18 protein-coding genes and 6 pseudogenes are annotated in these 22232 nt (G+C 36.3%); 20 read left to right on the forward strand and 4 right to left on the reverse strand.

Annotated elements, in window-relative coordinates:
- Positions 1–36: 36 nt before the first annotated feature.
- Together R5H20_RS11330 and R5H20_RS11335 are read left to right on the forward strand one after the other, a co-directional pair.
- On the forward strand, positions 37–192 hold the full coding sequence (locus R5H20_RS11330) for a hypothetical protein (RefSeq protein ID WP_157678839.1): 156 nt from the start codon (positions 37–39) through the stop codon (positions 190–192).
- 263 nt (positions 193–455) lie between these two features.
- Positions 456–718, forward strand: a pseudogene (locus R5H20_RS11335) (ERCC4 domain-containing protein); the annotation flags it as partial.
- An 82-nt stretch (positions 719–800) separates the two neighbouring features.
- On the opposite strand, the gene R5H20_RS11340 reads toward R5H20_RS11335, so the two are convergent.
- Both R5H20_RS11340 and R5H20_RS11345 read right to left on the reverse strand, forming a co-directional pair.
- Entirely contained in the window at positions 801–1037 is a 237-nt protein-coding gene (locus R5H20_RS11340) for a hypothetical protein (protein ID WP_006636965.1), read from the reverse strand.
- 124 nt (positions 1038–1161) lie between these two features.
- A pseudogene (locus R5H20_RS11345) lies at positions 1162–1324 on the reverse strand (small, acid-soluble spore protein, alpha/beta type).
- A 1-nt stretch (position 1325) separates the two neighbouring features.
- Between R5H20_RS11345 and R5H20_RS11350 the strand changes: the two are divergent.
- The 14 genes and pseudogenes from R5H20_RS11350 to R5H20_RS11420 form a co-directional block, all read left to right on the forward strand.
- Positions 1326–1604: pseudogene (locus R5H20_RS11350) on the forward strand (hypothetical protein); the annotation flags it as partial.
- A 977-nt stretch (positions 1605–2581) separates the two neighbouring features.
- Entirely contained in the window at positions 2582–3568 is a 987-nt protein-coding gene (locus R5H20_RS11360) for a mannose/fructose/sorbose PTS transporter subunit IIA (RefSeq protein WP_006636968.1), read from the forward strand.
- A gap of 35 nt (positions 3569–3603) precedes the next feature.
- On the forward strand, positions 3604–4404 hold the full coding sequence (locus R5H20_RS11365) for a PTS mannose/fructose/sorbose transporter subunit IIC (protein WP_006636969.1): 801 nt from the start codon (positions 3604–3606) through the stop codon (positions 4402–4404).
- Positions 4405–4425: 21 nt separating this feature from the next.
- The gene (locus tag R5H20_RS11370; protein ID WP_006636970.1) at positions 4426–5337 is read left to right on the forward strand and encodes a PTS system mannose/fructose/sorbose family transporter subunit IID; all 912 of its coding nucleotides are present in this window, start codon (positions 4426–4428) and stop codon (positions 5335–5337) included.
- 195 nt (positions 5338–5532) lie between these two features.
- Entirely contained in the window at positions 5533–5907 is a 375-nt protein-coding gene (locus R5H20_RS11375) for a DUF956 family protein (protein WP_006636971.1), read from the forward strand.
- Between the two features lie 662 nt (positions 5908–6569).
- A complete protein-coding gene (locus R5H20_RS11380; RefSeq protein ID WP_006636972.1) occupies positions 6570–7829 on the forward strand; it encodes an MFS transporter in 1260 nt (419 codons plus the stop codon).
- Between the two features lie 129 nt (positions 7830–7958).
- Entirely contained in the window at positions 7959–9089 is a 1131-nt protein-coding gene (locus R5H20_RS11385) for a Rap family tetratricopeptide repeat protein (RefSeq protein WP_006636973.1), read from the forward strand.
- A complete protein-coding gene (locus tag R5H20_RS11390; protein ID WP_255131860.1) occupies positions 9079–9201 on the forward strand; it encodes a hypothetical protein in 123 nt (40 codons plus the stop codon). The genes R5H20_RS11385 and R5H20_RS11390 overlap by 11 nt, the downstream gene beginning before the upstream one ends.
- A gap of 751 nt (positions 9202–9952) precedes the next feature.
- Entirely contained in the window at positions 9953–10255 is a 303-nt protein-coding gene (locus R5H20_RS11395; RefSeq protein ID WP_006636974.1) for a ClbS/DfsB family four-helix bundle protein, read from the forward strand.
- Between the two features lie 502 nt (positions 10256–10757).
- Positions 10758–13358 carry a phosphoenolpyruvate synthase gene (ppsA, locus tag R5H20_RS11400; RefSeq protein WP_006636975.1) on the forward strand — a complete coding sequence of 867 codons (2601 nt, stop codon included), beginning with the start codon at positions 10758–10760 and terminating at the stop codon, positions 13356–13358.
- 726 nt (positions 13359–14084) lie between these two features.
- The gene (locus tag R5H20_RS11405) at positions 14085–15347 is read left to right on the forward strand and encodes an MFS transporter (RefSeq protein ID WP_088272871.1); all 1263 of its coding nucleotides are present in this window, start codon (positions 14085–14087) and stop codon (positions 15345–15347) included.
- A 133-nt stretch (positions 15348–15480) separates the two neighbouring features.
- Entirely contained in the window at positions 15481–16587 is a 1107-nt protein-coding gene (locus R5H20_RS11410; protein ID WP_006636977.1) for a Rap family tetratricopeptide repeat protein, read from the forward strand.
- A complete protein-coding gene (locus R5H20_RS11415) occupies positions 16584–16712 on the forward strand; it encodes a hypothetical protein (protein ID WP_255131167.1) in 129 nt (42 codons plus the stop codon). Before R5H20_RS11410 ends, R5H20_RS11415 begins: the two co-directional genes overlap by 4 nt.
- A gap of 802 nt (positions 16713–17514) precedes the next feature.
- On the forward strand, positions 17515–17745 hold the full coding sequence (locus tag R5H20_RS11420) for a hypothetical protein (RefSeq protein ID WP_006636979.1): 231 nt from the start codon (positions 17515–17517) through the stop codon (positions 17743–17745).
- 491 nt (positions 17746–18236) lie between these two features.
- On the opposite strand, the pseudogene R5H20_RS11425 reads toward R5H20_RS11420, so the two are convergent.
- Positions 18237–18401: pseudogene (locus R5H20_RS11425) on the reverse strand (XkdX family protein); the annotation flags it as partial.
- A gap of 671 nt (positions 18402–19072) precedes the next feature.
- Between R5H20_RS11425 and R5H20_RS11430 the strand changes: the two are divergent.
- The 4 genes and pseudogenes from R5H20_RS11430 to R5H20_RS11445 form a co-directional block, all read left to right on the forward strand.
- Positions 19073–19540, forward strand: coding sequence for a DUF6323 family protein (locus tag R5H20_RS11430; RefSeq protein ID WP_006636980.1), 468 nt, complete (start codon positions 19073–19075; stop codon positions 19538–19540).
- 1 nt (position 19541) lies between these two features.
- On the forward strand, positions 19542–20978 hold the full coding sequence (locus R5H20_RS11435; RefSeq protein WP_006636981.1) for a DUF6179 domain-containing protein: 1437 nt from the start codon (positions 19542–19544) through the stop codon (positions 20976–20978).
- Positions 20979–21229: 251 nt separating this feature from the next.
- Positions 21230–21331 (forward strand): response regulator aspartate phosphatase, encoded by a 102-nt coding sequence (locus R5H20_RS11440; protein ID WP_224254503.1) that lies wholly within the window; start codon positions 21230–21232, stop codon positions 21329–21331.
- 85 nt (positions 21332–21416) lie between these two features.
- A pseudogene (locus tag R5H20_RS11445) lies at positions 21417–21596 on the forward strand (NPP1 family protein); the annotation flags it as partial.
- 128 nt (positions 21597–21724) lie between these two features.
- Here the strand turns inward: R5H20_RS11445 and R5H20_RS11450 are convergent.
- Positions 21725–21918, reverse strand: a pseudogene (locus tag R5H20_RS11450) (hypothetical protein); the annotation flags it as partial.
- Between the last annotated feature and the right edge of the window lie 314 nt (positions 21919–22232).

Genomic DNA, 22232 nt, shown 5'->3' on the forward strand with positions numbered 1-22232 from the left:
GAGAATCTACATATAAACAAAAAGAGAGAAACAAAAATGAAGACAAAAAAAGACTATGCTGAAATGGCGTATAGAGTATGTCCAAAGTGCAGAAAGAAAATGTTTAAGGAGTTGGGAACGGGATATCCTAAAACTGTGAAGTGTCCTAATGGTTGTGTAACAACAAAAGAACTTGCTGTCTTTTATGCATAAAATAATCAAATCATTAAATTCAGATCATTTTTGTTGCTATGATAGTAAATCGGAACACTAAGTATCATGGAGAGCGCTGATCCGGAGCTCTAGGAATTTGTCCAGTCACATAATATACAGTTCTTAGTGAATATCTCTGAACAAGATTATACAGTTAGACAGACGATTGATAAAATCCAAAATCATCAATTATTTTGTTATGTTGCTCGTTCTATTTTGGAGAACGGTCGGGGTGAGCTATGAAGAAACGCACAAGCTCTTCTCGTTACCGGTTTGAAAATAAATTGATCCGCGTCTCAAACTATCCCTTCGCTCTTCTTGTGGAGGATCTGGAAGGCTTCAAAAAATACTGAACGGAAAATATCGCTCAAAATATAAGCCGCAGTCTCTGCTCGGCAGCTTAAAAACGTTTGAAGTCCGTTACAATTTTTCAACCGTTTTTATTAACCCGAGCGCGACCGGAAACTATATCTATCATCATTTTCATTACATGGCCCGGGAGCTGTTAAAGGGGGGCCTTGTGTGAATGAATTAATGAAGGCCTTTTGAGGTGAATATAATTTTTATACGAATTTGGAAGAGGATCACGTCAATCATTTACAATGATGTTATTTATCTCCATGTTTTTTTGACTCGATGAATTTATCAGGATCGATAAAAGATCCATTTGTACCAATAAAATTACTTATAAAGATATACATGAAAAATCCAATAAAAGCACCTTCATGGCGTCCGAAAAATAGAATGCTTATTGATACCGATAGAATCGCAATAAGTAATTCAATAATCAAAGATATTTTGCGATGTTGTTTAAAGTACTCTCTTAATCTTTTGATCCAAGTCACAATTAACACCTCTTAATGCTTCTGTATAAGAAAATAATACCATTAGAAATTGTGGTTGATCAAGTGTAGATGGAAAAGGAGCAGCTATAAGCCACTCCTAATGAAATTGCCCGCTCATTTGCTGTTAAGCCATTTGGACAAGGCGTTTAGTAATTTTCTCCAGCAACCGATGCGTTTGCTCTTGAAGTAGTCTCAGCGCCTAATTGAATACCAAACTCTTGAGCTATTTCAAACTTCATTTGTTCAATAGCAGCCTGAGCATTTAGGATAAGCAATTCATTCATCATAATTATAAAGCCTCAACAAATCAAATATCTTAAAGAGGCATCTAAATTCGATTATGTGATACCAGGTTTTCTGTTTCAATTTAGAGAGCCGGGAAACAAAGTGTATTTCGTACATATTGATAATTTCCTTTCATATAAAACATAGCTGAAAATCAGTTAGAGCATAAATTAAGTTAACAACTCAAGCTTACCGATAGTCAAGATCTGTGAAGAAATCGAAACTGAAGTCAGATGGATGAAGAAAAAAGTCAATTATACATATTATCTGAACAAGTTCTGAGATGAATTAATAAAAAACGAGCAAAAACGGAAATCGAAAGGGGATTATATGTTAAATATCAACATTGATCAAAAAGAAGTATAGAAGCTATATCTTGAGGAACTAGAAAAACACTTGAATAAATTAGACAATGAATTATTATTCTGGGATACAGAAGATCTAATGAAAAATACAAAAATCTGTTGGAACGCCATTCAAGAGAAGTCCTTTTTTGATTCAAGATTTCCGAAAAGAAAAGTCGGGAGAAAATGGGTGCTTCCTGCTAAACAGACAAAAGAATTCTTGTTTGAGTAGCTTATGGACAACCCTCAAAGTAATACGGTTTTATCCATTTTTACGGCTTGTTCTTGCCGTCTGTCGGATATTCGGAAACTGTTCCATGATCTATCACAATATTTACAATTAAACGACTTATTTTACGGTCTTAATTTTTCAAAAAAATGTTAATTTTACGATAATCGATTGGGATAATGATCATCAACAGGATTCATTAGAAAACCGAGATGAAAACAGCGAAAACCATGGAAGTTTGCGGGCATTGGATTAAATCGAAATACCATTTCTACAGGGGGTGAAGCGAAGATTTAAATAGAGAAAATATTATCGCGGTTTCTCTCGTGAAAATGATAGAATGGAATTTTTCATAAAAATGTCATACAGGACTTGTTTTGTAACCTTTTTCCTATGTTATTGTAATAACTGAACAAATGATTCGATAGGGAGATGAGAAAAAAGTATAGTACAAACAAAAAACTGGTAGTTTAATGTATTTGAAGTGACGATTTAGAATCAATTTAGTTTAAAAACAGTAAAATGAAAGCGGTTTATACAAGTGGTGATACAGAATAGACTAGGAGTAAAGGGTGGATTTTCTTAGGAGGGGAAGTATTTTTTAATAGATAAAGACTGACGAAACTGAAGCATAAATAGTTGTGTTGGTTGTATCCATTCAGAATAAATGTTTAGGAGGTAGAGAGATGGTAGGGATTATCCTGGCAAGCCATGGCGGATTTGCTGAAGGCATCTTACAATCTGGCACAATGATTTTGGGAGAACAAGAAAATGTTAAGGCTGTCACTTTAATGCCAAGCGAAGGTCCAGACGATTTGAGAGCAAAAATGGAAGCAGCAATTGCATCTTTTGATAATCAAGATGAAGTATTATTCCTTGTCGATCTATGGGGCGGTACTCCATTTAATCAAGCTAATGGCTTGTATGAAGAACACAAAGACAATTGGGCAATCGTTGCCGGTATGAACTTGCCAATGGTGATTGAAGCTTATGCATCCCGTTTTTCAATGACGTCTGCTCAAGAAATCGCAGCTCACATCATTAAAACAGCAAAAGAAGGGGTTAGAATTAAACCTGAAGAGCTAGAACCTAAAGAAAATGCTGCTGCTGCAGTTGCGGAAGGCGGACAAGCACTGGGTGTGCTTCCTCCAGGTAAAGTAGTTGGTAACGGGAAGATTAAGTTCGTTTTAGCCCGTGTGGATTCTCGTTTATTGCATGGTCAGGTAGCGACTGCATGGACAAAGGCTACAAAACCAAATCGTATAATCGTAGTTTCAGATGCAGTGTCTAGAGATGACCTTCGTAAGAAATTGATCGAGCAGGCGGCACCGCCAGGGGTTAAGGCAAATGTTGTTCCAATCAGAAAAATGGTTGAAGTTGCAAAAGATCCCCGTTTTGGCGGCACGAAAGCACTATTATTATTTGAAAACCCACTAGATGTCCTAAGAGTTATTGAGGGTGGTGTGGCGATTAAAGAAGTTAACGTTGGGTCTATGGCTCATTCAACCGGTAAAGTTGTCGTTAGTCATGTACTTTCTATGGGGCGAGAAGATGTTGAGGCTTTCGAAAAAATGAAAGAAAAAGGCATCCGGTTTGATGTACGTAAAGTACCTAGTGATTCTCGCGCAAACATGGATGACATTTTAAAAAAAGCGAAGGGTGAATTGGTATAGTGATATAACAATTTTGTATAAAAGGAGGGCATATGATGTCTATTATAGAAATTGTTTTAATCATATTTATTGCTTTTCTGGCTGGTATGGAAGGAATATTAGATGAATTTCAATTCCATCAACCACTAGTGGCATGTACATTAATCGGTTTAGTAACAGGTAACTTGGAGGCTGGTGTTGTTCTTGGCGGTACACTTCAAATGATTGCGCTTGGATGGGCAAATATCGGGGCAGCCGTAGCGCCGGATGCTGCATTTGCATCAGTTGCATCAGCAATTATTTTAGTATTGGGCGGACAAGGTGTTGACGGTGTTGCATCAGCAATCGCAGTAGCGGTTCCACTTGCAGTAGCAGGTCTATTCTTAACAATGATCGTTCGTACAATTGCTGTTCCTATCGTACATATGATGGATACGGCAGCTGAGAAAGGAAATATTAAAAGAATCGAAATTTTACATATCGTTGCGGTGTGTTTACAAGGTATCAGAATTGCGTTTCCTGCAGGAGCACTTTTATTTATCCCGGCAGACAGCGTTCGATCATTCTTGGAGTCAATGCCTGCATGGCTAACAGACGGAATGGCTATTGGTGGTGGAATGGTTGTTGCTGTTGGTTATGCATTAGTTATTAATATGATGGCAACAAAAGAAGTATGGCCATTCTTCATTATTGGCTTCGTAATAGCCGCAATTTCTGAGTTAACACTTATTGCACTGGGTGCATTAGGTGTAGCTTTAGCTCTTATTTATTTGAATCTTTCTAAAATGGGTGGTTCTTCAAAAGGTGGCGGAGGCAATTCTGGCGACCCGCTTGGTGATATCTTAAATGATTATTAATCCTGAAGGAGGAGAAGAGAAATGGCGGAAAAAATACAATTAACAAAAAGAGATCGCTTAACCGTTGCCTGGCGTTCTACGTTTATTCAGGGCTCTTGGAACTATGAACGTATGCAGAATGGCGGCTGGGCCTTCTCAATGATTCCAGCAATCAAAAAATTATATAAATCCAAAGAAGATCGTGTAGCAGCGTTAAAACGTCACTTGGAATTTTTTAATACGCATCCTTATATAGCTTCACCAATTCTAGGAGTTACATTAGCACTTGAAGAAGAACGTGCTAATGGTGCAGAAGTTGATGATGTGGCAATTCAAGGAGTTAAAGTTGGGATGATGGGTCCTTTAGCTGGTGTCGGTGATCCTGTATTCTGGTTTACTTTACGTCCGATGTTAGGTGCTTTAGGGGCATCATTAGCAATGGGTGGAAATATTCTTGGGCCAATCCTTTTCTTCTTAGCTTGGAACCTGATTCGTTGGGGATTTATGTGGTATACACAAGAATTTGGATATAAAGCCGGTTCTAAAATCACCGATGATCTTTCAGGTGGATTATTGCAAGATATTACAAAAGGTGCATCAATCCTTGGTATGTTCGTACTTGCTGCCTTAGTGCAACGGTGGGTATCGATTAAATTCCAGCCGGTTGTTTCTGAAGTTCAGTTAGATAAAGGTGCATATGTTGAATGGGACAAACTTCCTGCAGGTGGAGAAGGGATTCGTCAAGCTTTTGAACAAGCAAACTCAGGACTGGCACTTTCATCTACGAAAGTAACGACCTTACAAGATAACTTGGATCAATTAATTCCTGGTTTAGCTGCATTGCTTCTGACATTTTTATGTATGTGGCTGCTTAAGAAAAAAGTCAGCCCAATTGTTATTATTCTTGGTTTATTCGTATTTGGGGTAGTTGGTCACGTAATTGGACTTTTATAATTAAAGTTGCTGATGCTTTCATGTTTAGTATTTAAGATTGTTGAGATTGAAGTATAGTTTAGTAGCAGACTTCTGTAGTCTGTGAATCGATAATGTTAGCATACAAAAAGTGGCTGGAAATTATCGTCTTAGCCATTTTTTGTATTGGGTCAATTGCTTAAAGAAACGTATAATAAATGAAATGGAGCGGATATAATGGTTCAATCAATTAATACAAAGGTAGATTTAGTAATGGATGCCACCGCTTTTACTGGATTTACAGACTATGGGAAAATTATGATTGGTGATAAAGGGTTTGAATTTTATAATTCTCGTGATCCTCGTAAGTTTATTCAAATTCCGTGGGAGGAAGTAGACTACGTTATAGCCTCTGTGATGTTTAAGGGGAAATGGATTCCGCGTTATGCGATTGAAACGAAGACAAACGGGAGCTTCAGCTTTTCTTCTAAGGAACCTAAAAAAGTTCTTCGGGCCATACGAGAATATGTAAATCCAGATCACATGGTACGGTCCTTAAGTTTCTTTGATGTTATTAAACGAGCTTTTAAGTCGATAGGTAAGAAGAAATAATGGAATGAAAAAAAGAAGATGATTGTTTTAGCATTTAAAGAAACGGAATAAAGCATGAGCTTTAGCAAATTTCGGTTATGTGAAGATCATGATACATATAAACATTCGAAAAGAGCCCACTTCTTAGAACGCGCTCTGGCGCTTCATCTTGAACCGCTTAACATTTCGTGTTAGCTTCGCTCTTGCCTGTTCTTCCGTTATGTTTTTATTGCCCCGAAAAAATTAATATTGGTCTTTGTATTCATGAGATAGAGACAAGGATGAAGAAAGCAGAGTAGATAAAAGCACAGAGCTTGTTGAATATTATGAGGAAAAGTTAAGAAAGTTCTTTTGATAATAAAACAACTTAATCATTATTTGAGAAAAGAAAAAACAAAAATCCAAGAAAGCTAATATGTGATGACATGTTTGTAGAGTTTCCTTAATAATATAAGAACTGAAGAAGGGGAGGCGAGGTATTGGAAAGCTCATTTAAAGTTGCATATGAAGAATAAATTGCAGGAGCTGTGACATCATTTTTCACTCCCGATTAAGAGCCCATTTAACATAAACTTTTCCTTAATTATTCCTTCCTGACATTGACCAGTTAACCAAAAATAGGATATGCTTATAAAATAACCACTGTAAAAAAGAGGGATTTTTGTAAGGGGGATTTATGAAAAATGGATAGTGGTAAGACCGTATGGCAAAAAAACTTCACCATTCTCTATTGTTCCAAGTTGGTGAAGGTAATTGCAGATAGTTTTGCATTTAATTCTATTCTGTGGTTTCTTATATTAGATGGACAAGGAGCTATTGGGACAGCGTTGTTAATAGCAGTCACTATTCTTCCTCAAGTTTTAATTGCACCGTTGATTTCTCCTTTAATGAAAACAGACACACTGAAATTCTGGATGTTCTCAGCAGATATAACGAGATCCATACTGATGTTATTAATTCCACTATGCTATTTCAATGGATTTTCACCATTATGGTTTATTATTTCTTTAATGTTAATACATTCGGCGACTGGAGCTTCTTATGATCCTGCATCTGTTTCTTTAATTCCGCACATTGTAACGAAAGATCTTATCCAAAAAGGAAATGCCACTATAGAATCGTCAGTACAAGTTGTAAAGTTGGCAGCCGTCATGTTTTGCGGGGTGTTGATCGCGGTTATTGGGGCAGCAAACACAATGTTACTTACTTTCCCACTATATATCATCTCCGCCGGCTTAGTTCTTTTAATAAAATATAAATTAAAAGATGATAAAACCAAGGAAAAAGCACTCAATCAAAAAGGTACATATTTGAGAAAACTTAAAAGAGGTTTTGTCCTTGTAAGAAATCATCAAATTTTATTCCCATTGGCTATTTATTGTATCTTTTTAAATTTGGGTGCTGCTCCTTGGGAGGCGCTTTCAGCTGTATATATTTCAGAAGATTTGAATGGCGACTCGGTCATTCATGCTTTTTTAAGAGTTACAACTGCAATAGGTGCTTTTTTTATGGGCTTTATTCTTACAAAAGTAAGGGTAAATCGATATGGATTACTGTTTGTCGCTGCTGGCATAGTAGAGGGAACAGCTTTTTTCATCACAGGTATTAATTCATACTTGATATTGGTGCTCACTGCAGCGTTTGTTTTAGGCTCAACAATCAGTGCTATCAATGTCCCTGAACATACGATTATCCAAACATCAGTTGCGGAAGAAGATCAACCGCAAGTATTTGCCGTAATAAGAATGACATCTCATGTAATGATCCCATTAGGAGCATTAGTTGGTGGATATGCAGCAACTGTTTTTGGTGCAGGAAAAGTAATCGCCTTTGGTGGATTGATTGAAATTCTCGCAGGAGTTGCTATTCTAACTCTCACTAAACTTAGTAAAACAAAACGAGCAGACTTGATAAAGGTGAAAGAAGAGAGCTTGAAAATATGATTGAAAATTATTTCATACTCACATGTGTTTTATATGCTAAATATTCCAAAAATATGCTATAATTTAAAGAGTTTAAATGAGGATTGAGTTGTAATTCGATTATCATAAAATAGGGAAGGGGTTTGAAACTTGTCGAATGAAAGTGTGATTCCTTATGATTGGGTAGCAACGAAAATGAATCATTGGTATGTTGCATTGAAAAATAACTGGGTAAAAACAGCTGAGGAAATGAAAGAGCAAGTCAAAAAAGAAATTGAGGTAATGGAAGAGAATCAAGATGCGGTGGTCTATTACCAGCTTTTAAAATTTCGTCATGAGCTTATGCTTGACTATCTTTGTCCTGATGGTAAAAGAGACATTGACAAACAATATGAAGACTTGAAGGTAGTTAGAAAAAACGAAAAGTTAATCGGAATGTTAGAGTATTATTATCATTTCTTTGCGGGAATGTATCATTTCAGAGAAAAAGAATTGATTCTTGCCTTGAAGTACTACAAGGATGCTGAAATCCAATTGAACTCATTTGACTGTGATGAAATGGAAAAGGCGGAATTCTCCTTTAAATTGTCAGAAATTTATTACTATATGAAACAGACATACTTTTCAATGTATTATGCTAATCATGCATACAAACTTTATTTAAAATACCCTACCTATGGTCAGCGGCGAGTTCAGTGCCAATTTTTGATTTCTGGTAACTGGTTAGATAAAATGTATCCTGAAAAAGCTCTACACCACACTGGACAAGCTCTTAAAGACGCAAAAAAACTCAAAATAGATTATTTAATCGGTTCTTCGCACTTAAACACTGGAATATGTTATAATCAACTTGAAGAACTTGACAAAGCGGATGAACATTTCCAAAAAGCTGTGGAGCTTTATAAAAAAGATAAGCACAGTTATTTGCCTAAAGCCATTTTTAATCTTTCGCATGTCAAAGCAAAACAGGAGAAGTGGATTGACGCAGAAGATTTATATTTTGAAGGTAAGGAAATGGCTGAAAAATTGGGGGATTATGAATTCCTAACAAAAATGAAAATGATTAATGGAGTATATTTGTCCTTTGATTTAGACTTAGTTAGAGAAGCTTTCGAGTTCTTCGAGCAGAAAAGTATGTATGCAGACATAGAAGAGTATGGAGTCACTGTTGCAGAATTCTTAGAAAGAAAAGACATGCTGCATGATTCAATTGAGTTTTATCGTAGAGTAGTGGATGCAAGAAGGCAAATTCAAAGGAGGGGCATGATAAATGAAGATTAAGCTGATTATGTGTACTATTCTTTTATTGGGTGCTGTCGGTGTGGCAGGTTCTTCTTTTGCCCAATTAGATAACGCAACAACTTATCATGTGGCGGACAGAATGGCAATTTAAATGGCTATATCTAAATAAATTTCAAAAAGACAACTGTGACTTGGTTGTCTTTTTTGTTTGTTAATTGGAGTTATTGAGGCTTTTTTGATAGGCTCCCATGTGCAACCTAATATAGCACGAATAATTCCTGCAGGAACAAATGCTAAGACTACACTTAATAGATGATTAATACCTTGATTAGAGAGATAGCGATGACCAGGAAGTTAAGTGCATTTCTAATAAAAGGATGGGATTTGAACATCTGAAAACCACTCTTTTCTTAATTGATTTACTTTTACCATTCATAAGTGGGTGTCAGGTCCTATGGCTATATAGAAGATTGCAGAATTGTAAATTATGGAAATTAAAGCAAGGGAATTTAGAAGTAGCCCGGAAAGTTAATGGGACTGAAAGCCCTGATGCTATTGAGCAATTTGAACAAGACGTTTTAGTTGATAACTCCGCCAGCTTATCCATTTACTCCAAGTGTAGGTCAGCACCTAACTGAACACCAAACTCTTGAGCTATTTTCAATTTTCATTTGTGCAATAGCTGCCTGTGCATTTGAGATAAGTAATTCGTTATCGTTGTTGTGCTATACATTATACACAATATTGGAGGGCGAGCATTGAATAACTTTAACCCAAGTAAATTCAAAAAATTTCTTAAAATTAATGATTCAGAACTTTTAGCAGCCTTAGAACAAATATAATAGCATCCCTTTATCCGAACTCAAATAATCGTGTACACTGATGAGCGCCTAGGGAAACCAGTGGTAACGCCTTCTCCTGATTATAAATGGAACCAATTAGGAGCTCTTTATCAATCTTTTTACAATACATATTCCCACCTTTCATTAACTGAACTTCGTCAAGAATTCAAGAAAGTAGAGGCGCAATTTCAGTCTTGGGTTGATACGCTCACGAACGAAGAATTATATATCCAAGGTACTTTAAATTGGACAGGCAAAAATCCAAAATGGCCTGCCATAAGGTTTATTCATATCAACTCTGTGGCTCCATTTAAAAGTTTCAGGACTAAAATACGGAAGTGGAAAAAGAATCAGCTTGGATAATATGAGTATCTGACCAAGAAGATTTTGTAGTCACCGCCTTTTGCGCGTATACTATCTCTTTAATGTCCTCTTTTTTCTTATTCTTTTTGTCTATAAGGTGATTTTCCTCGTTTTCTTTGCAATTTATCAAAAAACACCATTACTGAAAGGGAAGCATTACGTGTGAGATCTGAGCAATTCAACGATTCTGAGATTAATATTATACGCCAACCTCGGGAAGAGCAGAGCAAAATGAATATTCTAAGCTGCTCAGACAAGCAAAACAATCTAATCGATCTAACCGATTGAACCAGGTTTTTTGATGTGACGAATGGTAGCGGGAAAGTAAGAAAGAACCTGACATTTTCGCCAGGTTCTTTTTATATTGCCCAAAAACAGACACGATGATATAATCAGATTACGTCTGCTTTCGGGTGAAAAGTTATAGTTATCCATCTTATATTTTGAGTGTACCACGCCGGAAAGCTTTTGTCAATTTTTTTTTTCGAAGGAGAGATATAGAATGGATTCTTTGGTTCTCGGTTTTCACGAAATGGAAAAAACAAAGCTTTCGCTCGTTGGGGGAAAAGGGTTAAATTTAGGGGAATTATCAAAAATTCAAGGAATACAAGTACCAGAAGGATTTTGTGTCACAACAGTTGGGTATCGGGAAGCCATCAAACAAAACGAAACGTTCCAAGCGTTGTTGGATCAACTGAACATGCTAAAAGTGGAGGATCGAGATCAAATTCGTGAAATCAGCAGGAAGATTCGACAAATCATTATGGAAGCAGAAATTCCTTCCGATGTTGTGAAAGCAGTTGCTCACTATCTCTCCCAGTTTGGCGATGAACATGCTTATGCCGTGCGTTCTAGTGCGACTGCTGAAGATTTACCACATGCCTCTTTTGCCGGTCAACAAGACACCTATTTAAATATCATTGGAAAAGAAGCAATCTTGCAGCATATCAGCAAATGCTGGGCTTCCCTATTTACCGACCGCGCGGTCATCTACCGTGTGCAAAATGGATTTGACCACAGTCAAGTTTATATATCCGTTATTGTTCAAAGGATGGTTTTCCCGCAGGCTTCAGGGATTTTATTTACCGCTGATCCGATTACTTCCAACCGAAAGCTGCTGTCAATCGATGCCGGTTTTGGACTTGGAGAAGCGCTGGTCTCTGGTTTGGTATCTGCCGATTGTTATAAAGTACAGGATGGGCAAATCGTCGATAAGAGGATAGCGGCCAAAAAATTGGCGATCTATGGACGAAAAGAAGCCGGAACGGAGACGAAGCAGATCGATCCTGATCAGCAAAAGACTCAAACACTGACTGATGAACAAATTTTACAACTGGCACGCATCGGAAGACAGATCGAAGCTTATTTCGGCCGGCCGCAAGATATCGAATGGTGTTTGGCCCGCGATACTTTTTATATTGTCCAGAGTCGTCCCATCACAACTTTATACCCCATCCCTGAAGCGAGCGATCAAGAAAATCACGTCTATATCTCTGTTGGTCATCAACAAATGATGACGGATCCCATAAAACCACTGGGATTGTCTTTTTTTCTGTTGACGACTTCTGCACCCATGCGTAAAGCTGGTGGAAGGTTATTTGTTGATGTCACACATAATCTGGCATCACCTGACAGCAGAGAATTTTTATTAAATGGCATGGGACAACACGATCCGCTCTTAAAAGACGCACTTATGACCATAATTGAGCGACGAGATTTCATTAAGTCGATACCAAATGATAAAACAGCACCAAATCCCAGCAGAGGCAATGCAGATATGCTGGCTCAAGTTGAAAACGATCCGACAATCGTTTCTGATTTGATTAAGAGTAGTCAAACATCGATAGAAAAATTAAAACAAAACATCCAAACGAAATCAGGATCGGATTTATTTAGCTTTATTCTGGAAGATATCCAGGAATTAAAGAAGATTTTATTTAACCCAAAAAGTTCGGTTGTGATTCGAGCTGCTATGAATGCTTCATCATGGATTAACGAAAATATGAACGAGTGGTTAGGTGAAAAACATGCAGCAGATCCGCTTTCTCAATCTGTACCAAACAATATTACTTCGGAAATGGGTCTGGCGCTACTCAATGTCGCAGATGTAATTCGTCCTTATCCGGAAGTCATTGATTATTTACAACATGTAAAAGATGATAACTTTTTGGATGAGCTGGCTCAGTTTGATGGCGGACAGGAAACACAAGACGCTATCTATGCTTATCTTGACAAATACGGAATGCGCTGTGCCGGAGAAATCGATATAACCAGAACTCGTTGGAGTGAAAAACCCATTACACTTGTCCCGCTGATTCTGGGCAACATCAAAAACTTTGCTCCTAATGCCAGAAAACGAAAATTCGAGCAAGGACGGCAGGAAGCTTTGAAAAAAGAACCAGAGTTATTAGATCGATTGAAGGAATTACCGGATGGTGAACAAAAAGCCAAAGAAACCAAACGAATGATCGACATAATCCGGAATTTCAGCGGGTATAGGGAATATCCAAAATACGGCATGGTGAATCGCTACTTCGTTTATAAGCAGGCTTTACTGAAAGAAGCCGAACAACTCGTACAATTGGGTGTTATCCAAGAAAAAGAAGATATATACTATCTCACTTTTGAAGAACTTCACGAAGTCGTACGCACAAAAAAATTAGATGATCAGATTATCAGCAAACGAAAAGACGAGTACAAATTATATGAAAAACTAACTCCACCACGTGTAATCACGTCTGATGGCGAAATCATTGCAGGTGAGTACAAACGAGAAAATCTTCCGGACGGAGCAATTGTAGGTCTGCCTGTTTCTTCCGGAGTTATAGAGGGGCGAGCGCGTGTCATCTTAAAACTAGAAGATGCCGATCTGGAAGAAGGGGATATATTAGTCACCTCCTTTACTGATCCCAGCTGGACACCATTGTTTGTATCCATAAAAGGCCTGATTACCGAAGTCGGCGGCCTGATGACCCATGGAGCAGTTATCGCACGTGAATATGGCTTACCGGCAGTCGTCGGAGTGGAGAATGCTACCCGACTGATAAAAGATGGGCAACGAATTCGCATGCATGGAACAGAAGGTTATATCGAAATATTGTAATTGCTGTCTATTGCACAAAAGCCTTATTCAACAAACGAAAGACGGTGGTCAACCAACATCATGCGGTTGCTACAGCTGCATTTATCACTCATAAAAAGAACTCTCCGGATCCGGAGGGTTCTTATATTTTTATCAATGAGTTTTTCGAGTGGTGTCAGCTACGTGGTATTACCCCAAGTAAGGGCTTTTTTGTTTGGAACCTGTTAAATTGATGTATAACATATATTCGGTTAACGAGGTAATAGGGTATGAAACCTATTATTTGAGATGAACTTATCCACGAAAAAATCATTATTAATCTTTGTATTCATGCAATAGAACAAGGATGAAGAAAGCAGATTCAGATAAAAGCACAGAGCTTGTTGAATTTATGAGGAAAAGTTAAGAAAGTTTTTTCGATAATAAAACAACTTAATCATTATTTGAGAAAAGAAAAAGCAAAAATCCAAGAAGGATCATATGTGATGACATGTTTGTAGAGTATCCTTATTATATAAGAACTGAAGAAGGGGAGGCGAGGTAGCTCGTTAAAGTTGCATATGAAGAATAAATTGCAGGAGCTGTGAACATCATTTTCCATTACCGAGTACCGATTAAGAGTCCATTTAACATAAACTTTTCCTTAATTATTCCCTCCTGACATTGACCAGTTAACTAAAAATAGGATATGCTTATAAAATAACCACTGTAAAAAAGAGGGATTTTTGTAAGGGGGATTTATGAAAAATGGATAGTGGTAATACCGTATGGCAAAAAAACTTCACCTTTCTTTTTTGCTCTAAATTGGTGAAGATAACCGCAGATTGCTTTGCTGTTAATACGATTCTGTGGTTTTTGATTTATGAAGGGAAGGGCGCGATTGGTACAGCTCTGCTCTTGGCGGTGTCTTTTCTTCCACAAGCCCTGTTGGGGCCAATTATTACTCCTCTCATGAGAACATATTCATTAAAATTTTGGATGTTCTTTGCTGATTTAACAAGAGCGTCGATCATGCTAATGATTCCAATATTCTATTTCAGCGGTTTTTCGCCATTATGGTTTATCATTTTGCTTATGCTTGTTCATTCAGCCACAGGAGCATCCTATAATCCTGCATCTGTTTCATTAATTCCGAAAATTGTAAAACGAGATTTCATTCAAAAAGCAAATGCAATCATGCAATCGTCAGAACATGTCGTTAGGCTTGTTGCAGTTACCCTTTGTGGTGTGCTTATTGTCGCAATTGGGGCAGCGCAAGCTACGTTGATTACATTCCCACTTTATATGATTTCAGCAAGTTTAGTTCTCTTTATTAAATATAGCATGAAAGAAAACAATAAACAGAAAGTTGAAGAGTCAAAGCGAAAGGATACATATTTGAAAAAACTAAGAAGAGGTTTTACTCTTGTCCGAAATCACCATATTTTGTTTCCATTAGCTATTTATTGCGTTTTCTCTAATTTGGCCTCTGCACCTTGGGAAGCACTTTCGGCAGTCTATATAGCTGAGGAACTAAATGGTGATCCAATCATTCATTCTTTAATCAAAGTCACAACTGCTGGTGGAGCATTTTTATTAGGTTACGTTTTGGCAAAGGTTAAAGTAAATCGATATGGTCTGTTGTTTGTCACAGCCGGAATTGTAGAAGGTGTAGCTTTTTTTGTCACAGGAATGAACTCCCTTTTGCCTTTATTATTTCTAGCCGCCTTTGCATTAGGAGCCACAATTAGCGCAATTAATGTTCCTGAACACACCATTATTCAAATGTCTGTTGATGATGACGATCAGCCACAGGTTTATTCAATTATTAGTATGATTTCGTATGTCATGATTCCTTTAGGTGCATTAGTAGGGGGATATGCTGCAACTGTATTTGGTGCAGGAAAAGTAATTGCTTTCGGTGGATTAATTGAGATCCTTGCTGGAATTGGTATCCTGCTGTTTACTAAGCTTGGGAAAGCTCAGCGTACTGATCTAATCAAAGAAAAGGAAGAGAGTTTAAGGGTTTAAAAAAGAATTGTTATGAAAAACGACATCGTTTTACAAATTTAAACAAAAATATTTCGAATCATTCTGAATTTTGCGATAATACAGATGATTATAAAATTTGTTTCGTGAACCATAAAAGAAAGGATGAAAGGGATTGGCAAAAACAAAAATTGCATATCAAGAAGTAGCTAATAAGATTAATCAATGGTATACGATGATTAAGAAGCGTGAAATTGAAAATGCAGTGAAAATAAAAGAAGAAATTAACAACATGCTAGAAGACATGGAAGAAAATCAGAACTTGCTTCTTTATTATAATCTCTTAGATTCTCGTCATAAACTGTTGTTAGATATGTTCAAATCATCTGGCAGTATTCTCGAGAAGATTCAGAAAAGTCCCGAAATGCAGAAAACTGATGACATGTTGCAGTATTACTTCTTGTTTTTCTCTGGTCAATACATGTTTTCCAAAAAGAAATACATTGAAGCAATTAATTATTATAAATTAGCTGAGGATAAACTTGTGAAAATTGAGGATGAAATTGAAAAAGCAGAATTCTATTATCATTTAGCCATATCCTATTATCATATTGATCAATACTTTTTCTCGTTGGCGTATGCAGAAAAAGCCTTGGCTGTATTTCGCGAATATGACGACTATGCCCATCGTACAGTCAGCAGTGAAATGATTCTCGGAGCAAACAAGCTGGATTTATTCCGCTATGAAGCAGCATACAAACATTACGAACACGCATTAAACATTGCCAAAACAGTGGGTATCCCCAACTCAGTGGGAAAGGTTTATCATAATCTGGGAATTTTTTATATTAGAAGAAATATGCTTTCTGAAGCAGAAGACTGTTTTAAAAACGCTTTACTAATTGATGAATATGCTCATACTTATAATGGGTTAAAAGCTATTTACAATCTAACTCACGTTTTGTACAAATCTGGACATATTGAAGAAGCAAGGGAATGGTTAAAAAAAGGATTAAATCGTGCAGAAAAAGAAGGGGATAAGGAATATTTGGCGAAATTTACTCTTGTTAACACTTTGTACGATGAGTACAATGAAAGTGTATTAGCGGATTCCCTTGACACTTTAGAGCAGATGGGGTTATGGAACGATGTAGCAGAATTAACACTAGAAGTGGGATGCTACTTCAAAAAATCGGATGATATTACAAACACGGCTAAGTTTCTTGAAAAATGTATTCACGCAAGGGATCAAATTCTAAAAATGACGGAGGAATTAAAATGAAAAAGACAATTGCCATTGCTTCTACGGTCATCTTAGCTGGTCTGGTTGCTTTCGGAGTATCTACTGGAAAGATTGCAATCCAACAAGGTGAACATGTTCAAGTTGCTGAAAAGGCTGTCTTCTGATACACATTTTTCAAAAAAGCATGTGGAAGTAAAAACTGTAAGCGGATAATTAAAGTAATAAAATATAGACCGCCCTTTAATTTTTCCATAAACACAAGGGATGGTCTATTTCTTTTTAATGTATATAAACAATGCCAAGTTTAATGCAATTGATGACTCAACTATTTGTGAAAAAGGGTAGGAGAACTCAACAAGTTCATTCTGTTCATTTCGTTTATAAAGTTTTAAAATACGCTTGAACTCATTGAGCGAAATTTTTTTATTGTAATTAGTAAAAGAACCATCGGCATTGAAGTCTGAATCGTATTGTTTAAGAATTTCAACATCATTTCTAAATTTATTGGCTAGTTGTTTATTTCGCATTCAAAAAGGCTCAGTTGCCAAAAGTGATATTCCTAATATGGTGAGTATCACAGCAAAAACTCTCCATCCATAAAATGGAAGAAAGCTGTCAATACTCCATATAAAATAAAGCTTTATTATTCATCAAACCACCTCATCAAACAATATGCCTAATTATACCACAATTTTCTTTCTCAGGAATGTTTATCTTAAGCAGAAGGGAAAGGTGCAGTTTAAATCGTCAACCTTAAACGCAAGGCGGTATTTTTACCTGCAAACTGAATTTCTGTTTGCTGTACCCGCCGTCGGTTAAACCGACAGTGGACTTTTCAACTTATAATACCTGTCAAATTGACAGACATGATTTCTTCTGAAAATCGAGCAGCGGGGGGAACACTCCAAAAAAGATTAAACAAAACCATTACAATGATGATATAATCAATAGAAAGAGGTGAACGAAATGGATAATCAAGTTTTGCAAGCGATCTACGAAATGCAAAAGGAAATGAAAGAAGGCTTCAAAAGCGTAAATGAGCGTTTAGATACAATCGACAAAACATTAACACGCATTGAAGAAAACGAGCCTGAAGAAGTCATATCCATGCTTAAACTAATCAATAAGAACATTGAACGTGATCATAGATACAACGACAAGAAGTTCTCTGAGTTGAACGAAGGATTCATGATTTAGAGGAACGATTGAATAATTAATAAGATTATTGAATGCCGGACAATTCAAGGTTCCTATACATAGGATATCAGATTACGTTGCCTCACATAGAAGCGGAGATCATAGAATAATACACATAGCATTTAGGAGCAGTTGATGAGACTGCTCTTTTTTTATTTCGTATTCACGAAAAGCAGAGGGGAAGGATGTAGTGTAAATCGACATCCTTCATGACCTGTTTAACATTCATCTCTTCTGATATCATTTAACATATAGAGATAAGCTAAATCTCCAGCACCTAAATCAGTTTTAACTCCTTTTTTTGATTGGATCTCAAGTCTTTCAGGAGAGTATTATTGTAATTCGGATAAATGCAAGTATGATATTGATCATTCAATTCGATTCTTTGCTTTTCATTATATTTCTTATTATCCTCTTTAATATGACTGAGCGTTAATTTTTGCGTTGTCATCATAATTCCTCCTTTTAAATCCAAAATAAAAAACACCTTTTGGTGTCACACACGTTCCCAAATCCACACTGACATTAATGAATGGTTTATCATAGCTTCTACCTGTAATTTCTTCATACTCAGCAGGAACGAAATGACCCCACTCAACGTAATCTCTCATAATAGAATCGTCTTCATAGCAGCCCCAATCATAAACAAGGAAGATAAAGGGTAACGGTTATACTAAAGGTTTTGTTTCATGCAATGCAAGAGCTGCAAATAATTTTAAACATAAAGAATACCTAGCGTATACAATTGATCAGGGACCTTTTACATTATCTGAATTACTTCAAAAGAATAAACATATGAAAACCTTGGGATGCTGATCAATATTTAAAACTGCTTTCACTGTCTTAATTTGGTCTGTACCTTCCCAAACCCTTCGCAGACTAATACATACAACTTTATAAACTAATTAAAAATAATATAAATATAAAGAAAAACGAATTTGAAAAATATGATAAACCAAACCCTGATAATCCAATTATGATTTAATGGTTTAACTTGAATGATGTAGAGCAGGTAGGATAAAAAACAATTTTAAACAGAATGGAGTATAAGGAGATAAAAATTTTGGAGGTAAAACGTAATTTTGCAAAAGACGGAAAACTCTTGAAGGGAATTAAAAATGTTTTTGAGGAATAAAAAAGCCGAATCGTATCTTGTAGCCTTTAAGAGGGAAAGAAACAATACTGATGAAAAACAACTATTGACATATTTAAGTAAATAGAATAAATTATTGTTTACGGACTAAAAGAGTCCAATTTTATTATAACACAAAAGATATAAAAAGTCAATGTTTTTTTAAAAAAAATGCTTTTGAAAGGAAGAGAGGTTATGAACTTATCTCGGATTTTGAATTCCATTCAATTATCTCCCCAATCTAAACCAATAGTCGAACTACTTGAATTAAATGAAAAAACAAAAGAGCATGGCCTGATTTTAACGCCCAACGATATAAAAACGTTAATGGTTTTTAGAAATAAAGTGCTTCATGATCATGGACGTATAGAACTGGGGATTGAAGTATTAAAGGAATTAATTGAGGTGTTTGCTGCCTCCCCCTATACGGATGAGGATAATTATGTTGAAACGTTAAACGAGCTTCAGGAGATTTTTTATTATCTTAGAAATGAAACAGAAGATAAGATTGGGGACATGAAACTGATTCATCAGATGATGGAGTGTTTTAACGGGCCTTCTGCCGGGTCTTTAGAGTTATTAAGAAGTAACATGGAGGAATTCGCGGATAGTTTCAGAAGGGATAAGATAAGAAGTGAGTCTTTATATAAAGGTGATGAATAACATGGACTTAGATAACACTTTAAATCGTTATGATTCGGTATCAAATTTTACTATTGATAAATCAAAGCTAAAGCAAAGTCAATATATGTTGTCACTTCTAAAAGAAGGCCAAAATGTTGGAGCTATTACCAGTGAGAAAGCTTGCCAGATACAGGTAGAGATGATGCAAATCCTGCAACGATTGATAGGTCAGTATACCCAAGGGGAAAGTACGTCAGTGACAACGGAAACGGCGGAAGGGATTATGGTTTCCCTCATGTATGCAATGGATGCTTATGCTCTCCATTTTGAGAAACCTGAAGAGGTTGTAGTGCATTTGCGTTCTGATAGTGTAAAAAATATATATACCAAAGGTGTCGAATTACTTCACCATTATTTTGAAGAAACTAAACAATTGTATCAAGACGTGAAAAAAATGAAATTAGATGTTCCTGTTGATGCTTATAATTTAACTATTGACGAATCGTTACCTGTATTTATGAACAATTATAATATTATTTTTGAAGCTCAAAACACAATGGCGAGCATTGACTATCCTTTAGCCATTGACAATATGCAACTTCAAGGTGTTTTTTATATTAAACAGTATTTAGAACGACTGCTAATAGAAACGAGATTCTGTCACTTTTTTAACCATCAGGATTTAATGTATGTCTTGACAAACTTCGGGAGAATATGCCGCTTTAATTATCGCATTGAACTTTTTAATATTTTTGAGTTAATGATAAACAATGCTGTTTTTTCACTGCTATCCGGGGGTGGCGCCAATCAAGTCAGAATTTCTGAAGTTCAATATGACAGGTTGAGTCGGTTGTTAAGTGATTGCCATGCAGATAAAAGGGCAAATTTGATTAACGAAGCATTTGATCGGTTACAGAGGGATTTACAAACGGATCAAACGCTTACCAGTTATATCAATTTGTATCGTGATGAATTTATTCAAAGGGTAAATAACGCTGCGGAAATTGATAGCTTCAAAATGTTGATCATCAGGGAAATTGAAGAGAGCGAAAAACCAATGGCGTTAATGTTAAATGAAAATGATCGTATGAGTGATATTGAAATTCGGAAATTGGTGGATTGCATCATGGGAAGTGAAAACATAACAGAAAAAATATCACTGATTCGCGATCATTTTGTTTCACTTCATGATTATCTGGATTTGCTAAATTCGGGATGTCTGTTTGACGACGAATATGACGCACTTTTTGCTACGTTTGGAAATTTTGAATTGGCTATTTTTGCTAAAATTGTATTTTATGAAGAATTAAGAGGGGGAATTCGGAATTTCTTTGACATTGTTGCTGACTGCACTGAAGCAAAGAGCGAGTGGGAAACGTATTATATAAAGTTTATCAAGCAATTGGAAGATGAGCGCATTGCAGCTGTTGGACACCTGATCGATGATATTGACTATGAGGAGATATCGTTTTATTGAGTAAAGACGTAATTAAAAAGGGAGAGTCTAAAGTCAACAGTTAATAACAAAAACAGCTATGAGAAGGAGTCTGAATAAAATAGCAGTTTTAAATTAAAATGTAGGAAAATTCATGTTTTCAATACTAAAAATTTCAAAAGTATAGTACAAAGAGTTTTCAAGAATCTAAGTATTAGAAAGATTGCTCTTAAAAACAACTGGCTTGATGAAGCCGAAAAGATGAAATCTGAGGTTAAACAAGAGATCGCTATATGGAAGAAAATCAGGATGTTCTTATCTATTTTTCATTGCTAGAATTCCGTCATAGAATACCTCTATCCAGAAGCAGCGAGAGATATAGAGGTTCATTATGAAGAGTTTAGCTGATAGTAGCCCAGAGCGTGAAGCAGTTCTTTTTGTCTAAAATGGTACATTCCTGCATATGATGCTCCTCAAGCCCCGCTACATCATGGCTTGTATGTTGATAGCATAAAAAGCGGCATGCAACCGCTGATTGGACGGGATGATCTGACCCCTGCTGCAAGACATGCTCTTAATACAATCAGCTTTGGCAAAGCCAATGTTCCTTTTAATGATGCTAATTTTAACAACAATTTAAGAAAAGCTTGGTTTAAATAAAATTTGTCACATATTGAAAGAGTCCTTCTTAAAGAGTTGGGCTCTTTTTTTCAATCCATGAACGTTTTGCTCTGCTGACGGCATTTACGAGCCGAAAACAAAGGCTAAAATTGAAGAGAGGGCTGTTTTTATAAATTCCAACTTGTCAATTGCTGTTCATCATTATTTATTTTCCATATTTTCTGACCATCCGCTAAGTATACTGCACTTGGTGGATCATCATAAAGGGAAATTTCAAGGAGTTTTCTCCTTGTCTCAACCAATCATACACACTACATTCATTAGGAGTGGGGTGAAATAAAATATTATTTACTTGAAATGTGTCCTTTTTTATATATAGTGTGTCAGGTCCTACAAACAACAAATTAGCATTTGCAGCATCCCAAATTGAGCTAAAGTGTTCAACCAGGTTCTTTTTGCATGTAACTTCTGTAGGTTTATTAAACTGTTCCTGAATCCCTCTGCAATTACCCGTTAATTCAGATGGAATCCTGCGATTAAGCGAGCATTCGTGAGAAAATCGTATAAAACTGAGGAAGTCGAAAGATCTTTAATCAAGTGTTGGCTAATTACATAATCTTTGGCGTTTGCATTGTTACAAATCAATACTATAATGGTATTGAGTTACATGGATAA

The sequence above is a fragment of the Bacillus sp. KICET-3 genome, from assembly GCF_033261025.1.
GTDB lineage: Bacteria > Bacillota > Bacilli > Bacillales > Bacillaceae > Bacillus > Bacillus sonorensis.